The following is a 15,510-nucleotide window of genomic DNA, read 5'->3' as shown; positions in this document are numbered from 1 at the left end:
TAAACAGCTAAGAGCCTTGTTTGGCATTATAACTTTTATATTTTTATGTTTTTTAGGAATTAAAAAAAATCCCTACTTTATCCAAAGTATTTTGATATTTGCATCTTTTGGTTTGATAATAATAACAAATATTTTTGTAATTTTATGCAATTCTAATATTCCTTTTGAATTGCAAAATAATCCAAAATATAAACATGATGATTCAACGGGTTGGGTGAAACTAACACGTGATTTACAACAGTATATGCACAGACTTTTAAATATAATAATTTTAGCGCTTGTCGTTTTAATTTTTCCAAATAGTTATAAAGAAACGGTTTCTTTGCCTGTCACCTCTAAGCACGTGGAACACCAGTTTTCTTTTTCATTGGATACCGTATTTGGGTATTTAGACATTGTACTTTGGTACTATTTTTTATGCTGTGTATTGTTTCTTATGTTTCGTACACGCAATTTAATAAACATATCCATCTACATACTACAGTCTTGTACTAAAAAGCCATAGTAAAATCTCCGATTTATAAGACTTTTTTGGTTAATCGGTATTGTATCTTCTTAACATCGATTGATGAAATCAACAAAACATCAAAAAACACCTAAAAAGGCACGTAACGATGACTCATATCTGCTCACCATTAAGATATCCAGGCGGCAAGGCTATACTTTATGGAAAAGTCAAAGAAATTTTTGAAAAAAACACAATATCACGTCTCAAAGCAGCTTGATTGCATGAATAGGAGCTTTAATCACATGCTTACACCATTTGGCAAAACTTTACGCAAAATTCGCCTTGATCGCTTTGAACGGTTCTTAGATATGGCTGATAAACTAGGCATATCTGTAGCATTTTTATCTTCTGTTGAGATTGGCAAGAAATCTGTTCCAGTAGGAATGGAAGAAAAGATCATAAAGCTGTACGCTTTAGATCAAAACATGGCTTCTCTTTTAAGAAAAGAGGCTGATATTTGCCGAAAGAATTTTATAATGAATTCTTCTGATCCACTTAACCATGAAATGGCTAACACGTTTTGTAGAACTTTTAAACACCTTTCACAACAAGAGCTAACAGAGTTTAAGGAATTTATGGTGAAAATGGAAAAGAAACGCTGCTTGCAAAATAAAATCCCTTGATCTCCTTATCTTATACGTACACCACAAAACGTAATGTTATATGTTAATAATTAATAATATATCATTGAAATAATTGAAAAAATAATAAAATTATGCTAAGATTTTTTACATATTTAAATACAAATTTAAGGTAACTAAAATATGCTAAATAAAGTGACGTTAATCGGGCGCCTTGGTGCCNTAACTAAAATATGCTAAATAAAGTGACGTTAATCGGGCGCCTTGGTGCCAATCCCGAAAGCAAAACAATGAATTCTGGAGCAGAAATAGTCAATTTTAGTATAGCGACTTCTGAGAGCTATACAGATAAAAAAACCAATCAAAAAGTAGAGAAAACAGAATGGCATTCCGTGGTGATTTTTAATCCACATTTGGCAAAAATTGCACTTCAGTATCTAAACAAAGGTTCAAAGGTTTACATAGAAGGAAAATTACAGACACGCAAATGGCAAGATAAAAATGGGCATGACCGTTACACAACAGAGATTGTCTTACCACAATTCAAAGGTGAATTGTATTTGCTTGATGCAAAGAAAGATCAATCGGCATCCCCTACCCCTTCACCTATTACTTCTCAAAATTATGCTATCGCTTCAGGGGCTCAAGATTATAGAACGGCTCTTAACGATAGCGTCCCATTCTGATTGAAAAAAAATATGACAAAAAGAAAAAAACGTGCAAAACGCGGTCGTCCTCGGATTAAAGGATGTATCAGAGAACCAAATGGACGTATCTCACGAGCAAAAACACCGCATGAACCCATGGATAAATTGGCAATTGAAATGCGTGCCAAACGCTTCTGTTTGACCATAGAAGAGGCTAAAAATCCGCTTTCCGCTACTTATATCGGACGGCTTTATCTGCAAGGTGTAATTAATCAAGATCAGTATGATGCTGCACAAAAATATCTTGAAGTGAGAAATAATTATCTCTGTGCAAAAGCCTTACCAAATGCAATTTATGATGACTTTACTCCATCTTTAAATGAAGAGGCAAAAAAACAATGGATTGAAAAAACTACTCATTACTATGAAGCAATGAAAGAGGTGCTAAAAGAAGCACAATGCCTTTATAGACAGCACAACCTTTATGCCGCGCTACAGTATCTTGTTAGTGAAGATCAATCACTGCCACATCTTGTCGGTTCGCTGTATGTTGCTCTGAATGCACTTCATAAACATTTTATACAAAACCGCTAAATTTTAAGCAGCATTTTGAACATTGATAGTGATCTCTTTTCCAAGAGCAATGAGAGTGGATTCTAAAGCATCTAATTTTGTTGCGTGGTTTAAATCCAATAATCGGTCAATTTGTATTGGGTGAAGTTTTAAAAGACGCACGAGATCAGCTTTGCGTAAATTCTTTTCAACCATAGCGTTGTGTATTGCAATTTTTAAAATAACTAATGAAGATACTTCAACAAAAGGATAGGCAGCATCACGAGCTCCAAAAGGGACCACTTCTCGATCTTGGAAACGCCCCATAATAACTGTTAAAAGGGCATTTTTAGCGTGTTCCAAAGCCTCTTTTTCGTCGTTACCATAGGTAATAAATTCTTGAAAGTCTTTGGAAACGACAAGAAGAGTATCATTGTCATCTTTGATAAACTTAAGTGCATATTTCATTTACATCTCCATATTCAGACTTACCTTAGGTCAAGATCTTTAAGAATCTTTTGAACTAATCCCGTTCCTAATTCTTTCCGCGTACCATGCATAGGTAAAACGGATTTTTTAGAACCACGTTTTACAAGCAAATGGCCACCTTTCCCTGAGGTAAAACTGCAACCATGTTTCGTAAGATATCTTTTTAATTCTTGACTGTTCATAAATATAATATAACATCTAAAATGTTTAAATACAACATAAATGTTGTTATTTGTATAAAATTAAAGATTGGCTTTTAAAATACTAAGTTTTGATCAAAAAAATTAAAAATACACAATATCGTGATTTTTCTATTGACAATACGTGAAAAATCGTATTTAGTGGCAGTACGGCACTGGTTGTATTGCGTCTAAAATTCAAAAATATCCCCTAAAATTTGATAAAATCTTAAGCTTTCAAGAGGGCTTAAAGTACTGTTTTTATTGATAAAACAGACTAATCTATTTTGCACATATCAAACGCCATTCAGTAACCAATGATGTCATTAATTCATTGCCTCAAAAGGAGCGAAGATGAAAGCAATCATCACCAAGCCAATGTGTGTTGTTGGCGATAATAAAAGCACTGTTCGTTTTGAAACTTCAACTCCCAATAATCCATTTGTTGAAGTTTCTAATCAAGTCTACGCACGTCTCAAGCGCGCCAATGCTGCAAAACTTTTTGTTGACGTCAAGACAACAGCAAAAACAGATAAGGCAATTGAACAAATTAAACAGATAGAACAAGAAGCCGTACAAACATCGTCTGAACCAGTGACAGAGGAAATTCCACTCGAACAGCCAAAAGCATCTAAAGCTTCCAAGTCACCTACCCCAAAAAAGGCTTAGAAGTTGAAGTTAATCATCCACCAAAAATGGTATCTTCAACAGGCAAAAGATACCTTCACAAGCCTTCAAGCCCCTCGCCTTAATTGGGCTCTGCGTAATGCTCTAAACACTACAGCAAAACAAGTTGAACGCTTCACTGAAAAGCAAGTTGCAGACATCTCATCAGCCCAAATAAAGCGTATAAGAAGAGGTGTTTATATTAAAGAAAAGGCAACAGCAAGGTTTCTTGAGACAGATATCATTGGTTCTGGAACACCGATACCTCTTAAATTTTTTAAAGCAAACGAAACAAAACGCGGCGTAACTTACACACTGTTTGGAAAGAAAGAAATATTACCCCATGCTTTTATCAAAGGTGGGAGTTTTCCAAAGCGCGTTGAATTAAAAAAGCTGAATGGGAATGTGTTTCAAAGAGCCGATGGAGATCAATTCCCCATTGCAAAACAAAAAGGACCCTCCATTGCTGGGGTGATGTCCAAGCCAGAGATTGCAAGTACTATTGTAAAAGAAGCCAATGAAAGATTAATTGCCAACATACAGTACCAACTTGCTCGTCAAGAATATGCCGCCAATAAGAAAGCTAAATAATGTTCTTAAGCTATGTCAACACGCTACTCACTTTAATTGTAATTTTTAAAGCAGATTATCATTTGCGCTTTGGTTTTTTCCAGAAAAAATACAATAAAATCAATGCAAAAGGTACTTCCCAGCGGGTTGGGTCTGTTGCGGGGCGGACGAGCGCGAACTATCGCTAGCGACAGAATTTTCAATTTGACTGTACATTGTACACATAACTCATTGATAAATAACGAATTTAATGTGTTAAGTATTTCCTTATCGTATTAAATCTTGTTTTTCAGTTGGTACCGTAAATCTCTCTTTATCCTAATACGCCGTAACCACCTCCTTCTTAGGACAGAAAAGAAGGCAAGGAGCAACTATGAATAAGAAGAATCGTAAGGGTCTATCGGTTCGTGCGTTTGCGAAGAAGATGGGTGTTTCACATAATGCAGTGGTTTCTCGGATAAAGACAGGTAAATTTGATGCGGCTCTTTTTGAAGATGGTTCTGTCAATGAAGCGCTTGCAACAGCTATCTGGAATGAGAATCCAACAAAGCGCCCTGCTCCATTTTTAGCACCGGATGGTCAACCGCAGACAAAGATCAAACAAGCCTCCACAGATGGAGCCAATGAATACAAGATAAAACTAGAGCGGATGCAAGTTGCGCTAGCAAAAGAAAAGATTGCTCTGGAAAAGTTACGCGAAACCACTGTTGATCGTGAAGAAGTGAGAAAAGAAGCATGGAACTTTGGAAGAGCGCATCGAGATACAATGCTCAATTTTGCCTATCGCTTTGGTACTGAAATTGCGGCGCAAGTGGGATGTGATGCTGCGAGCCTTATTGGAGCTATCGATCATCATATGCGCAAAGCTTTAGTGGAAAATGTCGTCCCTGTTTCTTTTCACGATCCCAACATTTTAGAAGAGAATCCAGAACATGATAAGTGATGCTTCGCCCTCGTCCTCTGGTGCTGGGCTCTTTTTTTGCTATGCGAATGAAGGACGCCGTCCTGACCCGCCTTATACTGTTTCCCAGTGGGCTGATAAAAATCGTTATTTGAGCACAGTTACGAGTGCTGAGCCTGGATTATGGAGGACTATACGTACCCCCTATTTACGAGAGATCATGGATAATCTTTCTGTTTATGATCCGACTGAAACAACGGTTGTGATGAAGGGGGCTCAGATTGGAATGTCGGAAGCAGCGTTGAACTTTTGTGGTTATGCCATTCATCATAGTCCAGGACCTGCCCTTTATGTAATGCCGACAGTTGAGACCGCTAAGAAACTGTCAAAGTCTCGTCTTGATCCGATGATTTCAGCTAGCCCTGCTTTAAGTGAACGCATTGCTCCTGCTCGTGCAAGAGACAGTGGAAATACAATGTTTTCAAAGGAATTTTATGGGGGGACATTGATGATTACAGGAGCAAATAGTGCTGCTGGATTGCGTTCTTCTCCTATTCGCTATTTGGTTTTGGATGAAGTCGATGCTTACCCATTGAATGTCGATAATGAAGGCGATCCTGTAACAATTGCGGAAAAACGAACCTCTGCTTTTATTCAACGTAAAATTTTTAAATTGTCCAACACCGTGACACAAGCCGTGTAGCCAAGGATTTTGTGCTAGGTGATCAGAGATATTACAATGTCCCTTGTGATGCATGTGGTGTTCTACAACCCATTGTTTGGTCACAAATTAAGTGGCCAAAAGGCGCCCCCGAAAAAGCTGTTTTTGTTTGTGCGCATTGTGGTCATGAACATGCCGAACATCGTAAGTCCACCTTAATGGCAGAAGAAAACGGTGCTTGTTGGATCGCAACACAGGAGTCAAGTAAGCCTCGTCTGCGTTCTTACCATATTTCAGCGCTTTATTCGCCATGGCTGACTTGGGGCGATTGTGCGCGCGAATTTTTAAGAGCCAAAGAAGACCCTGCTCTTTTGCAAGTTTTTATTAATACAGTGCTTGGAGAGCCATGGGAGGACAGAACAGGCGAAGTTGTTGATCCTGATAGCCTCTATGCAAAACGCGAAGATTATCCCCTTGCACCAGAACAATCCGTCGTGTTGACAGCAGGCATTGATGTGCAAAATGACCGTTTAGAGCTTGAAGTGGTGGGATGGGGGCGTAGTGAAGAAAGTTGGCATATTGATTATCAAGTGATCCTTGGTGATCCCTCTTCTTTTGAAGTGTGGGACCAATTGGATGAATATCTTGCAAAACGTTGGCCGCATCCAGGCTATAAAGAGGGGATTAGGATAACAGCGGCTTGCATTGATACCGGTGGTGGACACACACAGGCAGTTTATAATTATGTACGCCCGCGTGAAGGGCGGCGTATCTGGGGCATTAAGGGGCAAGCGGGATGGCGTGCGGTATGGCCACGCCGACCAAGCAAAAACAATAAAGGACAGATTAATCTCTATATTGTTGGTGTTGACGCGGCAAAAGATATTATCACGGCACGGTTTAAAAAATCGGGACCTGAAGCATCAGGGGCTGGTGCAACACACTTTCACAAAAGCCTTGACCAGGAATATTTTGACCAGCTAACCGCTGAAAGAAAAGTCATCAAATATTTCAAAGGCTTCAAGCGTATTGAATGGCAAAAAAGTGAAAAGGCAAGAAACGAAGCCTTGGATTGTAGGGTCTATGCTTATGCGGCTTTACAAGGTCTGATTTCGGCGGGAATAAACCTTAATCGAGAAGTTGATATCTTAGAAGAGCGTTTGGAAAAACTTAAAATTGAAGGTTCTGTAGAGCAACCAACATCTGGGATTTCTTCATTCACTTCTCCAAGAAGATCTCAGATAGCAAAACCTCAAAGGAAACAATCCAGAACAGTGATGAATCCTTATATGCGAGGGGATTGGAGGTAATTTGTGGGTGAAACTTTAGAACCAATTAACAGCAAAATTGACAGACTGGAAAGTTTAAAAAGGCGGCGTGAACAAATTGAAGAGGCTCTTTATTCGGGTGCGCAATCAGTGCGTCACGGCGATAAGCAAGTCAGCAATCGTTCTGTTGAGGAACTTCGCAGAGCGCTTGAGATGCTGAACATACAAATAGCCAACCTTGAAGGGCGCAAGCGTTCACGCGTTTTCTATTTTAATATATCACGAGGCTATTAATGGCTGGTTTTTTCAATAAACTCACAGGCTTTTTTACAATTTCTCGTCAACACAATCCGCCTTTTGAAGCTGCAAGTAAAAGCCGCCGTATGGGTGGTTTTGACCCCGCAAAAAAACATATCAATAAAGCGATTGAAGAATGTGGTGATACCATTGTTGCTCGTTCAAGATGGCTTTATGATAATGAATCTCTTTATGGGTCTGCAACGGAAGAATGGGTCTCTGCGGCTGTTAGTGATGGGATTAAACCTTATCCTCGTATTGAAGGTTTTCAAGAAGAAAAGAAAAAGCTTTTAGACTTATGGTGGCAATGGGTTGATGAGGCGGACTATGATGAAGATGCCAATTTTTATGGACTTCAAGCAACCATTGCACGAGAAGTCTTTCTAACTGGTGAATGTTTTGTAAGACTACATTATGTTGACCTCTACGGGCGCTCTGGTGTGCCGCTTCAATTACAAGTTTATCCCACCGAAATGTTAGACCTTACTTACAATGGACCGGCTGATATTGAAGGCAATTACATTCGTATGGGGATTGAATTTAATGCCAGTGGCAAGCGCGTTGCTTATCATTTCTGGGAACATCACCCCTATGATGATGTCCCTGCAAATATGGCATTTGAGAGCCAAGAGCGCGTGCGTGTCCCTGCTGAAATGGTCATTCATATCAAAGAGCGCCGTATTGCCGGACAATTGCGCGGTTCTCCAAAAATAACGCGCGCTATGACAAAGATCTTTCAACTCGAATCCTATGACGACGCAGAACTCGATAGAAAAAGGACGGCGGCTCTTTTCGCGGCGTTTGTCAAGGACAATTCACCAAACGTCGAAAAATTATCCGATAATCGTGATAAAAACAACGTTGAAGAAGAATACAAAGCACCTGTCATTGCGCCCGGTGCATCTCTTTATTTAGGAGAGAATAAAGAAGTTACATTCTCAAATCCTGTTGAGGTTGGTGGCTCTTATGAGGCTTTTCAATTTCGCAATATCTTGAAAATTTGTGCAGCACTTAATATGCCTTATGCCGTTGTGACTGGAGACGTTACGCGGGGGAATTTTTCAAATGTACGCACCTCCATCATTCAGTTTAGACGGCACGTCAAACAATGGCGTGAACATATTATTGCCTTTCAGTTTAACCGCATTGTTTGGGAGCGTTTTGTTGAAATGGCAGTGCTTGCTGGATGCGTCAATTTGCCAGGGTGGGAAGAAAATTCCTTGCCATGGCTTCAATGTGAAAGCTTTGCACCCCCGCTTGAAATGATTGATCCAAACAAGGATATCTCAGCGGAAAAAGAAGAAATTCGTGCAGGCTTGAAAACACGACGCATGGCACTTGCCGAGCGTGGCTTTGATATCGACAGCATTCATGCCGAACTGCAAGAAGAGCACACAGACGCTCGTGCGCGCGGCTTATCTTTTGACACGGATATGGCAGCGACCTCTGATAGCAATCAAGTAATTGATACCGCAGATTCAGAACCTTCTGAAACTTATGAAAGTAACCAAGGCAGTGAGGCACATAAAAATGGTGAATAATCTTGATATGCCGTTTTTGGCATCACGGCTTTTTGGGGTTCCTCATATGCTTGCCTCGACAAAGCTTGATATCATTTTGAATGCTCTTGCACCACGCCTTTTTGAGGGAGAAAAGTTTCCCATTGAAGCTTATTCGCAAGAGAATACAGAAGCTTTAAGACCCCCTGAAACTTATGTAGTACAAAACAATGTTGCCATAATACCGGTTCATGGCACGCTTGTGCGCCGTGGTGCATGGCTTGGGGCTTTATCGGGGCTAACCTCTTATGAAGGTTTAAGCGCTTCTTTTCGTGAAGCCATTGCACAACCTGATGTTCGCGCTGTTTTACTTGATATTGATAGCGGCGGTGGAGAAGCCGGTGGTGTGTTTGATTTGGTTGAAGAGTTTCAAACACTCTCAAAACAATACGACAAGCCCATTTGGGCACATGCCAATGAGTTTGCTTGTTCTGCAGCTTATGCCATTGCTTGTGCGGCTTCTCAAATATGGGTAGCTCGCACAGGGGTTGTGGGCTCGATTGGGGTTGTTTGTGCCCATCTTGACCAATCCCGTGCAGATGAAAAACACGGGCATAAATGGACCTTTGTCTTTGAAGGTGATCACAAAACCCATGGCAACCCTCATGAACCCTTGAGCGATACAGCACAGATAAAAATGCAAGCCGATTGCGCCCTGCTCTACGAGATGTTTGTCGATTTGGTGGCGCAAAACAGACGCTTAAATGCTGCTGCAATTCGTGACACAAAAGCAGAAACTTTTATAGGCACCCAAGCGATCACGCTTGGATTAGCAGATGCGCAGGGCACTCTTGCGCAAGCGTTGGAAGCTTTAACGGATTCCATATCACAAAACCCAACATCAACAGAAAAAGAAGGACAAAACACATGGCACGCACACAATACCGCGCTGAAGAAGAGGATGACGAAAAGATTGTCGACATCATCAATGACGAGGAAGAGGACGAAGACGATAGTGACATCGACAAAAACGCCGAAGACTTCGACGATGAAGAAGAAAACGAAGATGAGGATGAAGACAATGAGGACAAGCAGGAAAACATAAAAGCTGCTCTTGAAAAAGAAAGAAAGCGCGCAAAAGCACTAACAACCCTTGAAAGGCAAGCAAAGCACTTAGGCGTTTCTTTTGACGCAGCAAAAGCTATTCAAAACGGTATGAGTCTCGAGAAAGCACGCCAGTGTGTGTTGACGGCTGCTAGCTCTCAAAGCGCGTCTTTAAAAGTCTCGCCTTATACCCCTCATAGTGATGGGACGAGCAAGGCAAAGATTCACGCAAAATGGGAAGCAGCTTGGAGGGCAGTGAAATGACGAATATTATTTATGACGACGTACGCAATGGCGCTTATCTTGGACCTTACGACCCCGATATGTCAAATGAAGAAGTGCTGTTTGCATCAGGAGCATTCATTGAAGCGGGAACTGTCATGGGAAAGATAACCACAACGGAATACTATGTCCCCCTTAATCCAGCAGCAACAGATGGCAGTCAAACACCGGCAGGGATTTCTTTTGCTACTGTTGACGCAACAGGCGCCGATCAACGCGCTGTGATTACAGCACGCTTATGCACTGTAAAAGCTTCTGAACTTCTATGGCCAGATGCCATCACGGATGAGCAAAAGAAAGCAGCCATTCAGTCTTTAGAAGACCATAACAACATTCTATTGCGATAGGAGAATGCACACATGGATATGAATTTTTTTAAACATGATGCTTTCTCAAGCATCACAATGATGAAAGCCATTGAAAACTATGAGTTTCAACCTGGTCTTGTAAGTTCTCTTAATCTTTTTGAAGAAGTTGAAACCAGTACCACAGTGGTTGGTATTGAACGGCGTGATAATACATTTTCGCTTATTCAAACCAGTGAACGTGGCGCACCTTTGACAGAAGGTGATAGAGAGGGTCGTAATCTTCGGTTTTTCAAAACAACACGGATTGCCAAAAGTGATACGGTGAAATCAGAGGAAATCCAAAACCGTCGTGAATTTGGCGCAGAAGATCAGTTAGAGACAGCAATGAAATATATTGCCAGAAAACAAAAGAAACTGATTTCTGAAATCGAATTGACATGGGAAAATATGCAGCTTGGCGCTGTTCAAGGTGTTGTCCTTGATGCTGATGGTTCCGTAATTGTCGATTGGTACAAAGAATGGGAAATCGCACCACCAAAGCCGATTGATTTTAAATTAAATAATGAGACAACCAATGTTGCGGACCATGTTGATCAAGTCATTATGAGGATGATTGAAGCTTCAAAAGGAGCATTTTCTGATCGTTCGCGGATTATTGGGCTTTGTGGTAATGAATTCTTTTCCAAGTTGAAAAACCATAAAACAATTCGTGAGACCTATTTAAACACAGCCTTAGCACAGACACTCAATAGCGCCGGAGGTGTTGCAACACCAAGTTCGATTGGCTCTGGGAGCTTTGGTAGTTTTGACTTTGCGGGTGTGACTTTCATTAATTACCGGAGTATTCACAACTATAATGTGAGTGCGAAGGCTGGAACAAAGCGCGCTATAGGCATTAAGCCGGATGAATGTCAATTCTTTCCTGTTGATGCGCCTGGTGTATTCCAAAAAACCTTTGCTCCTGGTGAAAGCTTGGATTTTGCCAACACGGTTGGAAGACCTCTCTACACGATGCTTATCGTCGACCACGACCGTAATGCATGGGTAAAACCGGAGGTCTATAGCTATCCGCTTTATATTTGTACACGCCCTGAAATGCTGTTTAAAGCAGTGATTGGAGCGAAATAACATGCGGTGGAACGGGCTGCTAAACCAAATGGTTAAAGATGTGCGTAACACCTTTGGGCAGCCCGTCATCTACACCAGAAAAGACAATCAACAATCGTTTCAAATTACAGCGATTTACGGCATTAAACATTCGGAATCGGAAGCTGGAGGCAGAATCCCCACGACAATCGCAAAAAAGGAACTTGACCTTTGTATCAATGATATCGGGGGAGTACCACCAAAACCTCAAGATAGTATTGTGATCATCTCTCCTGAAAACAACAAAGCCCCCTCTTCTCAAGAGCACTTTGTGATCACAGATGTCCAAGCCTCTGAATCCGGTATGTATAAGCTTATCTTGCGAGAGATAAAACAATGAAACATCCACGCGAAACGATAAGAGAAACATTTGTTGCGTTGATCAAAGCAGCAAAGACGGCAGCTGGTGACAATGTTTTCAATATGCGTGACTTCAATTTATTTATTGAAACAATGCCAGCTATTAATATCTCAACACAAAGTGAAACAATTGAAGATAGACATGATTTTGGCTTAAGGCGGCGTGTTTTAACAGTAGATGTTGAATGCTATGCAACATGTGAAGATGGCGCACGTTTTGTTGACCAATTAGCATGGGAAGTTGAAGAGATTTTCCATGCCAACCCCAATCTTAACAACACCGTTGAGACATGCCGCCTGCAAAATATTGCTTTTGCCTTTGGTGATAATGGCGCTCTAGCACTCCACGGTGCAATTTTAACCTTTGAAGTCATTTATGTGACAAATATCCCCAACATGAATGAAGAAGAAGGCAGTGTAACAGCAAGAATCGTTGAACCTTTCTTAAGTTTTGAACCAGAAACAGGCGTGAGAAATAAAGATAAATACCATAAAATTGAAGGTGGACATGTTAGAGCGACGCGATAAAGAAATCACAGATCTAAAGAGACGTGTGGCCAATATGGTTGTGGTGGGGAAGATTAGCCATGTCGACCATAAAAACGCACGCTATCGGGTAAAAAGTGGCAATCTTGTCAGTGACTGGATTCCAGATACCCAAGCCCGCGCCGGTAAAACACGTTCTTATGAAGGACGCGATGTTGGAGAGCAAGTAGTTGTTATCTCGTCATCAGGGGATTTATCACAAGGGGTGATTATTGGTTCACTTCATACAGATGCTAATCAAGCAGCCGATAAGGGCAGCATTCACCGAACGATATACCCTGATGGAACCAGCCTTGAATATGATGATGAACAAAACACTTATGGAATTCACATCAAATCCGGCGGAAAGTTTATCCTGACAATCGCTGATGGTGTGTCACTAAAAGGTGATGGTGGCAAGCTAGAGCTTACCGCACCAGATGGCATAAAGATTGTTTCAGAAAGCGATATAAATTTAAACGCAAAAGGCGGCATCTCTTTGAAGGCAGGTAGTAGCATTTCACTGAATTCGAATGATAGTCTCTCTCTTCATTCTGGAAATAATGTTTCCATTCATTCAAGTGGATTAAGACATAACGGCACCAATGTAGGAGCAACACATGTTCATGGCGGTGTTTCCCCTGGTGGTTCTATGACAGGAGGTCCCAATTGAACAGTGGAATGGACCGCACAACGGGAAAGCCATTAACCGGCATTGATCATTTGCGTCAATCAATCCTTGATATTTTGTTAACGCGGATTGGTTCGCGTGTAATGCGGCGTGATTATGGTTCACGTGTTGCTGAACTCATTGATGCACCGGTTAATAATGCTTTTGCTGTTGCTCTTTATGCTGCTGTTGCTGAGGCTTTAGACAAGTGGGAACCGCGTTTTAAATTGAAAAAAATTGATTTTAAAAGGGGTGAGAATGGACACGTTTCTTTATCCTTTGAAGGCATTTATTTGCCATCCGGCAAGCCCATTACCATGGAAGGATTATTGATAAAATGAATGGAGTGCTTGCAAAACCAGACATCATCACAGAACTTTCTTTTGAAGAAATACGCGCTGCTGCTCTTGTCCATTTAAAAGAGCTTTTGCCTGAATATACCATTCTTGAAAGTGATCCGGCCGTAAAAGTCATAGAGGCTTTTAGCTATCGAGAGTTGCTTTTAAGACAGCGTATTAATGAGGCAGCACGCAACAACATTCTTGATTTTGCAACCGGTGAATCTCTTGATGCTTTGGGAAACTGGCATGGTCTTGCCCGCATGGAGGGTGAAAGTGACGAGAGATATCGTGAACGCATACAGCTTCATGCCCGTGGAGGAAACGGAAGTGGAACAGAACCCTATTACAAACTTATCGCCTTAACAGCCGATAGTCGAGTGAAAGATGCCATTATCTATCGTAAAGGCAAAGACCCAACCATCTATGTTGCTCTTTTTGGTAATAATGAAGAAGGAACAGCCTCTGAAGATCTCATACAAGCAGTTTCACAAGCTCTTCACAGAAAAAATATCATCATGACCAATGATACAATCATTGTTCATGCTGCTGTCAAAAAAGTGCTGGATTTAGAAGCAGATGTTTGGCTGTTACCAGAAACATCTTTGAAAATTCTCACAACAATGGAAACAAATTTACGCACGGCTTGGAAACAAGAACAAGCCATTGGTCGTGAATTAAGTTTGTCGTGGTGGATTTCAAAACTAATGATTGCTGGTGTCCAGAAAGTGATTGCCATTACCCCAACACAAGACAGTATGGTTTGTGATGAAGAAATTTTATCGATTGGAAAAATCACCTTAAACTTCAAAGGACGTGCCCGCTAATGGTTGGTTCCCTCCTTCCCACAAACGCGACAGAATTTGAAAAGCGCCTTGCCGATGCTTGCGATTTTCATCAAGATATTGATGGTTCTGTTTTGGGGATTTCACGCGCAAAACTGATCACACGCCCTCCCCGTTTCTTGCCGTGGTTGATTGAAGAATACGGGCTTGGTGAACTGACACCTTATGTTCCAAATCTCTATGATTTGATTGATCAAGGGCTTCAATGGCAGAGGATACGTGGCTCCCTTGCGGCAATAGAGATGGGGCTTGAATGGCTAGGGATTTCGGCACGCTTTCAACCCGCCTGGACGGGGCGCGCATGGTGGAACTCCTTTCAACTTGATTTTGATCAGTTGCCTGAACGAACACAGCTTGAAGCCATTGAAGCGATTACAGATCTTTCCAAAAGTTTGCGCTCCGATTTTCGTCGTGGTGTTGCGGGGTATGATGTGCAAGCTGTTGAATGCAATATGTCACGCCTTGATGACAGCATGTTGGAGTATGAAAGCGGTGTTCGCTTAACAGCTGGGGGCACTTTGTTTTCCTTTGGGCGCACAACAGAGATCAATCACACGCTCACAAGAGAAGAAGGCAGGCTTATTGGTAATTGGATAGATGATGGGGATGAAGAGTTAAGCTGGGAACAAATCGATTATCCATGGGACATGGCAAATTTTCCGTGGTGTTCGGTCAAAAAACATGAACGCGATATACTCATGGCAGAGTGGTTTAGCAACCGCACGCTTTATCTCGTGTTAAGAGACAGCCAAAATAGCGTGATTGGGTATCGCAGATGCTATGCTGTAGCGCCTGTCGAACAGGCTTTGGATGGTGTGTACAACCATTGTGGCAACAGATTTAACCCTTCCCCAACCGGCACTCTGTTGTTTCTTGCAGCACGCACAGATTTTCACGATGTTGATGGCAAACAAGCAGCATTTGTTTCTATTCTCGTTCACGGCATTCCCAAACAAGATATCCCCCTTGGAAAGCTTTGGTGTGACGTCAATGAACTGAATGGTGGTGTAAAGATACTCAAAACGCCTGTCACTATTCCTTTGCGTGCCGATGTTCGCGAACAATTCAAGATTTTATTGAGGTTTTAATATGAAGCATGAAAGTGGTTTACCCT

The 15,510-nt window shown here is 41.3% G+C and carries 20 protein-coding genes and 1 pseudogene; 19 read left to right on the top strand and 2 right to left on the bottom strand.

The window, feature by feature from the left end; genetic code table 11:
• The 4 genes from ACFIMS_RS09910 to ACFIMS_RS09895 all read left to right on the top strand — a co-directional run.
• On the top strand, positions 1 to 505 hold a 505-nt coding region (locus tag ACFIMS_RS09910), incomplete at its 5' end, for a hypothetical protein (protein WP_375696705.1).
• Between the two features lie 245 nt (positions 506 to 750).
• Complete coding sequence (locus ACFIMS_RS09905; protein ID WP_375651459.1) at positions 751 to 1,131, top strand: helix-turn-helix domain-containing protein; 381 nt, start codon at positions 751 to 753, stop codon at positions 1,129 to 1,131.
• 191 nt (positions 1,132 to 1,322) lie between these two features.
• Positions 1,323 to 1,775 (top strand): single-stranded DNA-binding protein, encoded by a 453-nt coding sequence (gene ssb, locus ACFIMS_RS09900; RefSeq protein WP_375620506.1) that lies wholly within the window; start codon positions 1,323 to 1,325, stop codon positions 1,773 to 1,775.
• A 12-nt stretch (positions 1,776 to 1,787) separates the two neighbouring features.
• Positions 1,788 to 2,330: a hypothetical protein gene (locus tag ACFIMS_RS09895; RefSeq protein WP_375651456.1), complete on the top strand. Its 543-nt coding sequence runs from the start codon at positions 1,788 to 1,790 to the stop codon at positions 2,328 to 2,330.
• A gap of 3 nt (positions 2,331 to 2,333) precedes the next feature.
• Here ACFIMS_RS09895 and ACFIMS_RS09890 read toward each other — a convergent pair whose 3' ends face one another.
• Complete coding sequence (locus tag ACFIMS_RS09890; RefSeq protein WP_100131245.1) at positions 2,334 to 2,756, bottom strand: HicB family protein; 423 nt, start codon at positions 2,754 to 2,756, stop codon at positions 2,334 to 2,336.
• A 20-nt stretch (positions 2,757 to 2,776) separates the two neighbouring features.
• Positions 2,777 to 2,959 (bottom strand): type II toxin-antitoxin system HicA family toxin, encoded by a 183-nt coding sequence (locus ACFIMS_RS09885; protein ID WP_038473319.1) that lies wholly within the window; start codon positions 2,957 to 2,959, stop codon positions 2,777 to 2,779.
• Positions 2,960 to 3,310: 351 nt separating this feature from the next.
• Here ACFIMS_RS09885 and ACFIMS_RS09880 point away from each other — a divergent pair, with 351 nt between their 5' ends.
• From ACFIMS_RS09880 to ACFIMS_RS09810, 15 genes and pseudogenes are all read left to right on the top strand, one after another.
• A complete protein-coding gene (locus ACFIMS_RS09880) occupies positions 3,311 to 3,625 on the top strand; it encodes a hypothetical protein (RefSeq protein ID WP_375651457.1) in 315 nt (104 codons plus the stop codon).
• 3 nt (positions 3,626 to 3,628) lie between these two features.
• Complete coding sequence (locus ACFIMS_RS09875; protein ID WP_375651458.1) at positions 3,629 to 4,213, top strand: hypothetical protein; 585 nt, start codon at positions 3,629 to 3,631, stop codon at positions 4,211 to 4,213.
• A 352-nt stretch (positions 4,214 to 4,565) separates the two neighbouring features.
• The gene (locus ACFIMS_RS09870; RefSeq protein ID WP_375696704.1) at positions 4,566 to 5,135 is read left to right on the top strand and encodes a hypothetical protein; all 570 of its coding nucleotides are present in this window, start codon (positions 4,566 to 4,568) and stop codon (positions 5,133 to 5,135) included.
• Positions 5,125 to 7,064: pseudogene (locus tag ACFIMS_RS09865) on the top strand (phage terminase large subunit family protein). Before ACFIMS_RS09870 ends, ACFIMS_RS09865 begins: the two are co-directional and overlap by 11 nt.
• Positions 7,065 to 7,067: 3 nt before the next feature.
• The gene (locus tag ACFIMS_RS09860; RefSeq protein ID WP_375612364.1) at positions 7,068 to 7,316 is read left to right on the top strand and encodes a phage head-tail joining protein; all 249 of its coding nucleotides are present in this window, start codon (positions 7,068 to 7,070) and stop codon (positions 7,314 to 7,316) included.
• The gene (locus ACFIMS_RS09855) at positions 7,316 to 8,860 is read left to right on the top strand and encodes a phage portal protein (protein ID WP_375613965.1); all 1,545 of its coding nucleotides are present in this window, start codon (positions 7,316 to 7,318) and stop codon (positions 8,858 to 8,860) included. Before ACFIMS_RS09860 ends, ACFIMS_RS09855 begins: the two co-directional genes overlap by 1 nt.
• The gene (locus ACFIMS_RS09850; protein ID WP_375682734.1) at positions 8,850 to 9,923 is read left to right on the top strand and encodes a S49 family peptidase; all 1,074 of its coding nucleotides are present in this window, start codon (positions 8,850 to 8,852) and stop codon (positions 9,921 to 9,923) included. The genes ACFIMS_RS09855 and ACFIMS_RS09850 overlap by 11 nt, the downstream gene beginning before the upstream one ends.
• A 259-nt stretch (positions 9,924 to 10,182) precedes the next feature.
• Positions 10,183 to 10,551, top strand: a complete 369-nt coding sequence (locus tag ACFIMS_RS09845; protein ID WP_375696703.1) for a head decoration protein — start codon at positions 10,183 to 10,185, stop codon at positions 10,549 to 10,551.
• A 12-nt stretch (positions 10,552 to 10,563) separates the two neighbouring features.
• On the top strand, positions 10,564 to 11,640 hold the full coding sequence (locus tag ACFIMS_RS09840; RefSeq protein ID WP_273790318.1) for a major capsid protein: 1,077 nt from the start codon (positions 10,564 to 10,566) through the stop codon (positions 11,638 to 11,640).
• A 1-nt stretch (position 11,641) separates the two neighbouring features.
• The gene (locus ACFIMS_RS09835) at positions 11,642 to 11,998 is read left to right on the top strand and encodes a hypothetical protein (RefSeq protein ID WP_375683691.1); all 357 of its coding nucleotides are present in this window, start codon (positions 11,642 to 11,644) and stop codon (positions 11,996 to 11,998) included.
• Positions 11,995 to 12,546 carry a hypothetical protein gene (locus tag ACFIMS_RS09830; RefSeq protein ID WP_375696702.1) on the top strand — a complete coding sequence of 184 codons (552 nt, stop codon included), beginning with the start codon at positions 11,995 to 11,997 and terminating at the stop codon, positions 12,544 to 12,546. Before ACFIMS_RS09835 ends, ACFIMS_RS09830 begins: the two co-directional genes overlap by 4 nt.
• Positions 12,527 to 13,216, top strand: a complete 690-nt coding sequence (locus ACFIMS_RS09825; RefSeq protein WP_375684688.1) for a phage baseplate assembly protein V — start codon at positions 12,527 to 12,529, stop codon at positions 13,214 to 13,216. Before ACFIMS_RS09830 ends, ACFIMS_RS09825 begins: the two co-directional genes overlap by 20 nt.
• Positions 13,213 to 13,554, top strand: coding sequence for a GPW/gp25 family protein (locus tag ACFIMS_RS09820; RefSeq protein WP_375612353.1), 342 nt, complete (start codon positions 13,213 to 13,215; stop codon positions 13,552 to 13,554). Before ACFIMS_RS09825 ends, ACFIMS_RS09820 begins: the two co-directional genes overlap by 4 nt.
• A complete protein-coding gene (locus ACFIMS_RS09815; RefSeq protein WP_375612352.1) occupies positions 13,551 to 14,378 on the top strand; it encodes a baseplate J/gp47 family protein in 828 nt (275 codons plus the stop codon). Before ACFIMS_RS09820 ends, ACFIMS_RS09815 begins: the two co-directional genes overlap by 4 nt.
• The gene (locus ACFIMS_RS09810; RefSeq protein ID WP_375696701.1) at positions 14,378 to 15,484 is read left to right on the top strand and encodes a phage tail protein; all 1,107 of its coding nucleotides are present in this window, start codon (positions 14,378 to 14,380) and stop codon (positions 15,482 to 15,484) included. The genes ACFIMS_RS09815 and ACFIMS_RS09810 overlap by 1 nt, the downstream gene beginning before the upstream one ends.
• The last annotated feature ends 26 nt before the right edge of the window (positions 15,485 to 15,510 follow it).

Source organism: Bartonella sp. AP331QHHD, from assembly GCF_042195905.1.
GTDB lineage: Bacteria > Pseudomonadota > Alphaproteobacteria > Rhizobiales > Rhizobiaceae > Bartonella.
Note: the sequence above shows the minus strand (reverse complement) of the source record. Positions and strands in the feature narration are given on the sequence as shown.

Excerpts from the sequence above, each read along its gene's own strand:
- ACFIMS_RS09905 (WP_375651459.1), top strand. The coding sequence starts at position 751 with ATGCTTACACCATTTGGCAAAACTTTACGCAAAATTCGCCTTGATCGC.
- ssb (WP_375620506.1), top strand. The coding sequence starts at position 1,323 with ATGCTAAATAAAGTGACGTTAATCGGGCGCCTTGGTGCCAATCCCGAA.
- ACFIMS_RS09895 (WP_375651456.1), top strand. The coding sequence starts at position 1,788 with ATGACAAAAAGAAAAAAACGTGCAAAACGCGGTCGTCCTCGGATTAAA.
- ACFIMS_RS09890 (WP_100131245.1), bottom strand. The coding sequence starts at position 2,756 with ATGAAATATGCACTTAAGTTTATCAAAGATGACAATGATACTCTTCTT.
- ACFIMS_RS09885 (WP_038473319.1), bottom strand. The coding sequence starts at position 2,959 with ATGAACAGTCAAGAATTAAAAAGATATCTTACGAAACATGGTTGCAGT.
- ACFIMS_RS09880 (WP_375651457.1), top strand. The coding sequence starts at position 3,311 with ATGAAAGCAATCATCACCAAGCCAATGTGTGTTGTTGGCGATAATAAA.
- ACFIMS_RS09870 (WP_375696704.1), top strand. The coding sequence starts at position 4,566 with ATGAATAAGAAGAATCGTAAGGGTCTATCGGTTCGTGCGTTTGCGAAG.
- ACFIMS_RS09855 (WP_375613965.1), top strand. The coding sequence starts at position 7,316 with ATGGCTGGTTTTTTCAATAAACTCACAGGCTTTTTTACAATTTCTCGT.
- ACFIMS_RS09850 (WP_375682734.1), top strand. The coding sequence starts at position 8,850 with ATGGTGAATAATCTTGATATGCCGTTTTTGGCATCACGGCTTTTTGGG.
- ACFIMS_RS09845 (WP_375696703.1), top strand. The coding sequence starts at position 10,183 with ATGACGAATATTATTTATGACGACGTACGCAATGGCGCTTATCTTGGA.
- ACFIMS_RS09840 (WP_273790318.1), top strand. The coding sequence starts at position 10,564 with ATGGATATGAATTTTTTTAAACATGATGCTTTCTCAAGCATCACAATG.
- ACFIMS_RS09835 (WP_375683691.1), top strand. The coding sequence starts at position 11,642 with ATGCGGTGGAACGGGCTGCTAAACCAAATGGTTAAAGATGTGCGTAAC.
- ACFIMS_RS09830 (WP_375696702.1), top strand. The coding sequence starts at position 11,995 with ATGAAACATCCACGCGAAACGATAAGAGAAACATTTGTTGCGTTGATC.
- ACFIMS_RS09825 (WP_375684688.1), top strand. The coding sequence starts at position 12,527 with ATGTTAGAGCGACGCGATAAAGAAATCACAGATCTAAAGAGACGTGTG.
- ACFIMS_RS09815 (WP_375612352.1), top strand. The coding sequence starts at position 13,551 with ATGAATGGAGTGCTTGCAAAACCAGACATCATCACAGAACTTTCTTTT.
- ACFIMS_RS09810 (WP_375696701.1), top strand. The coding sequence starts at position 14,378 with ATGGTTGGTTCCCTCCTTCCCACAAACGCGACAGAATTTGAAAAGCGC.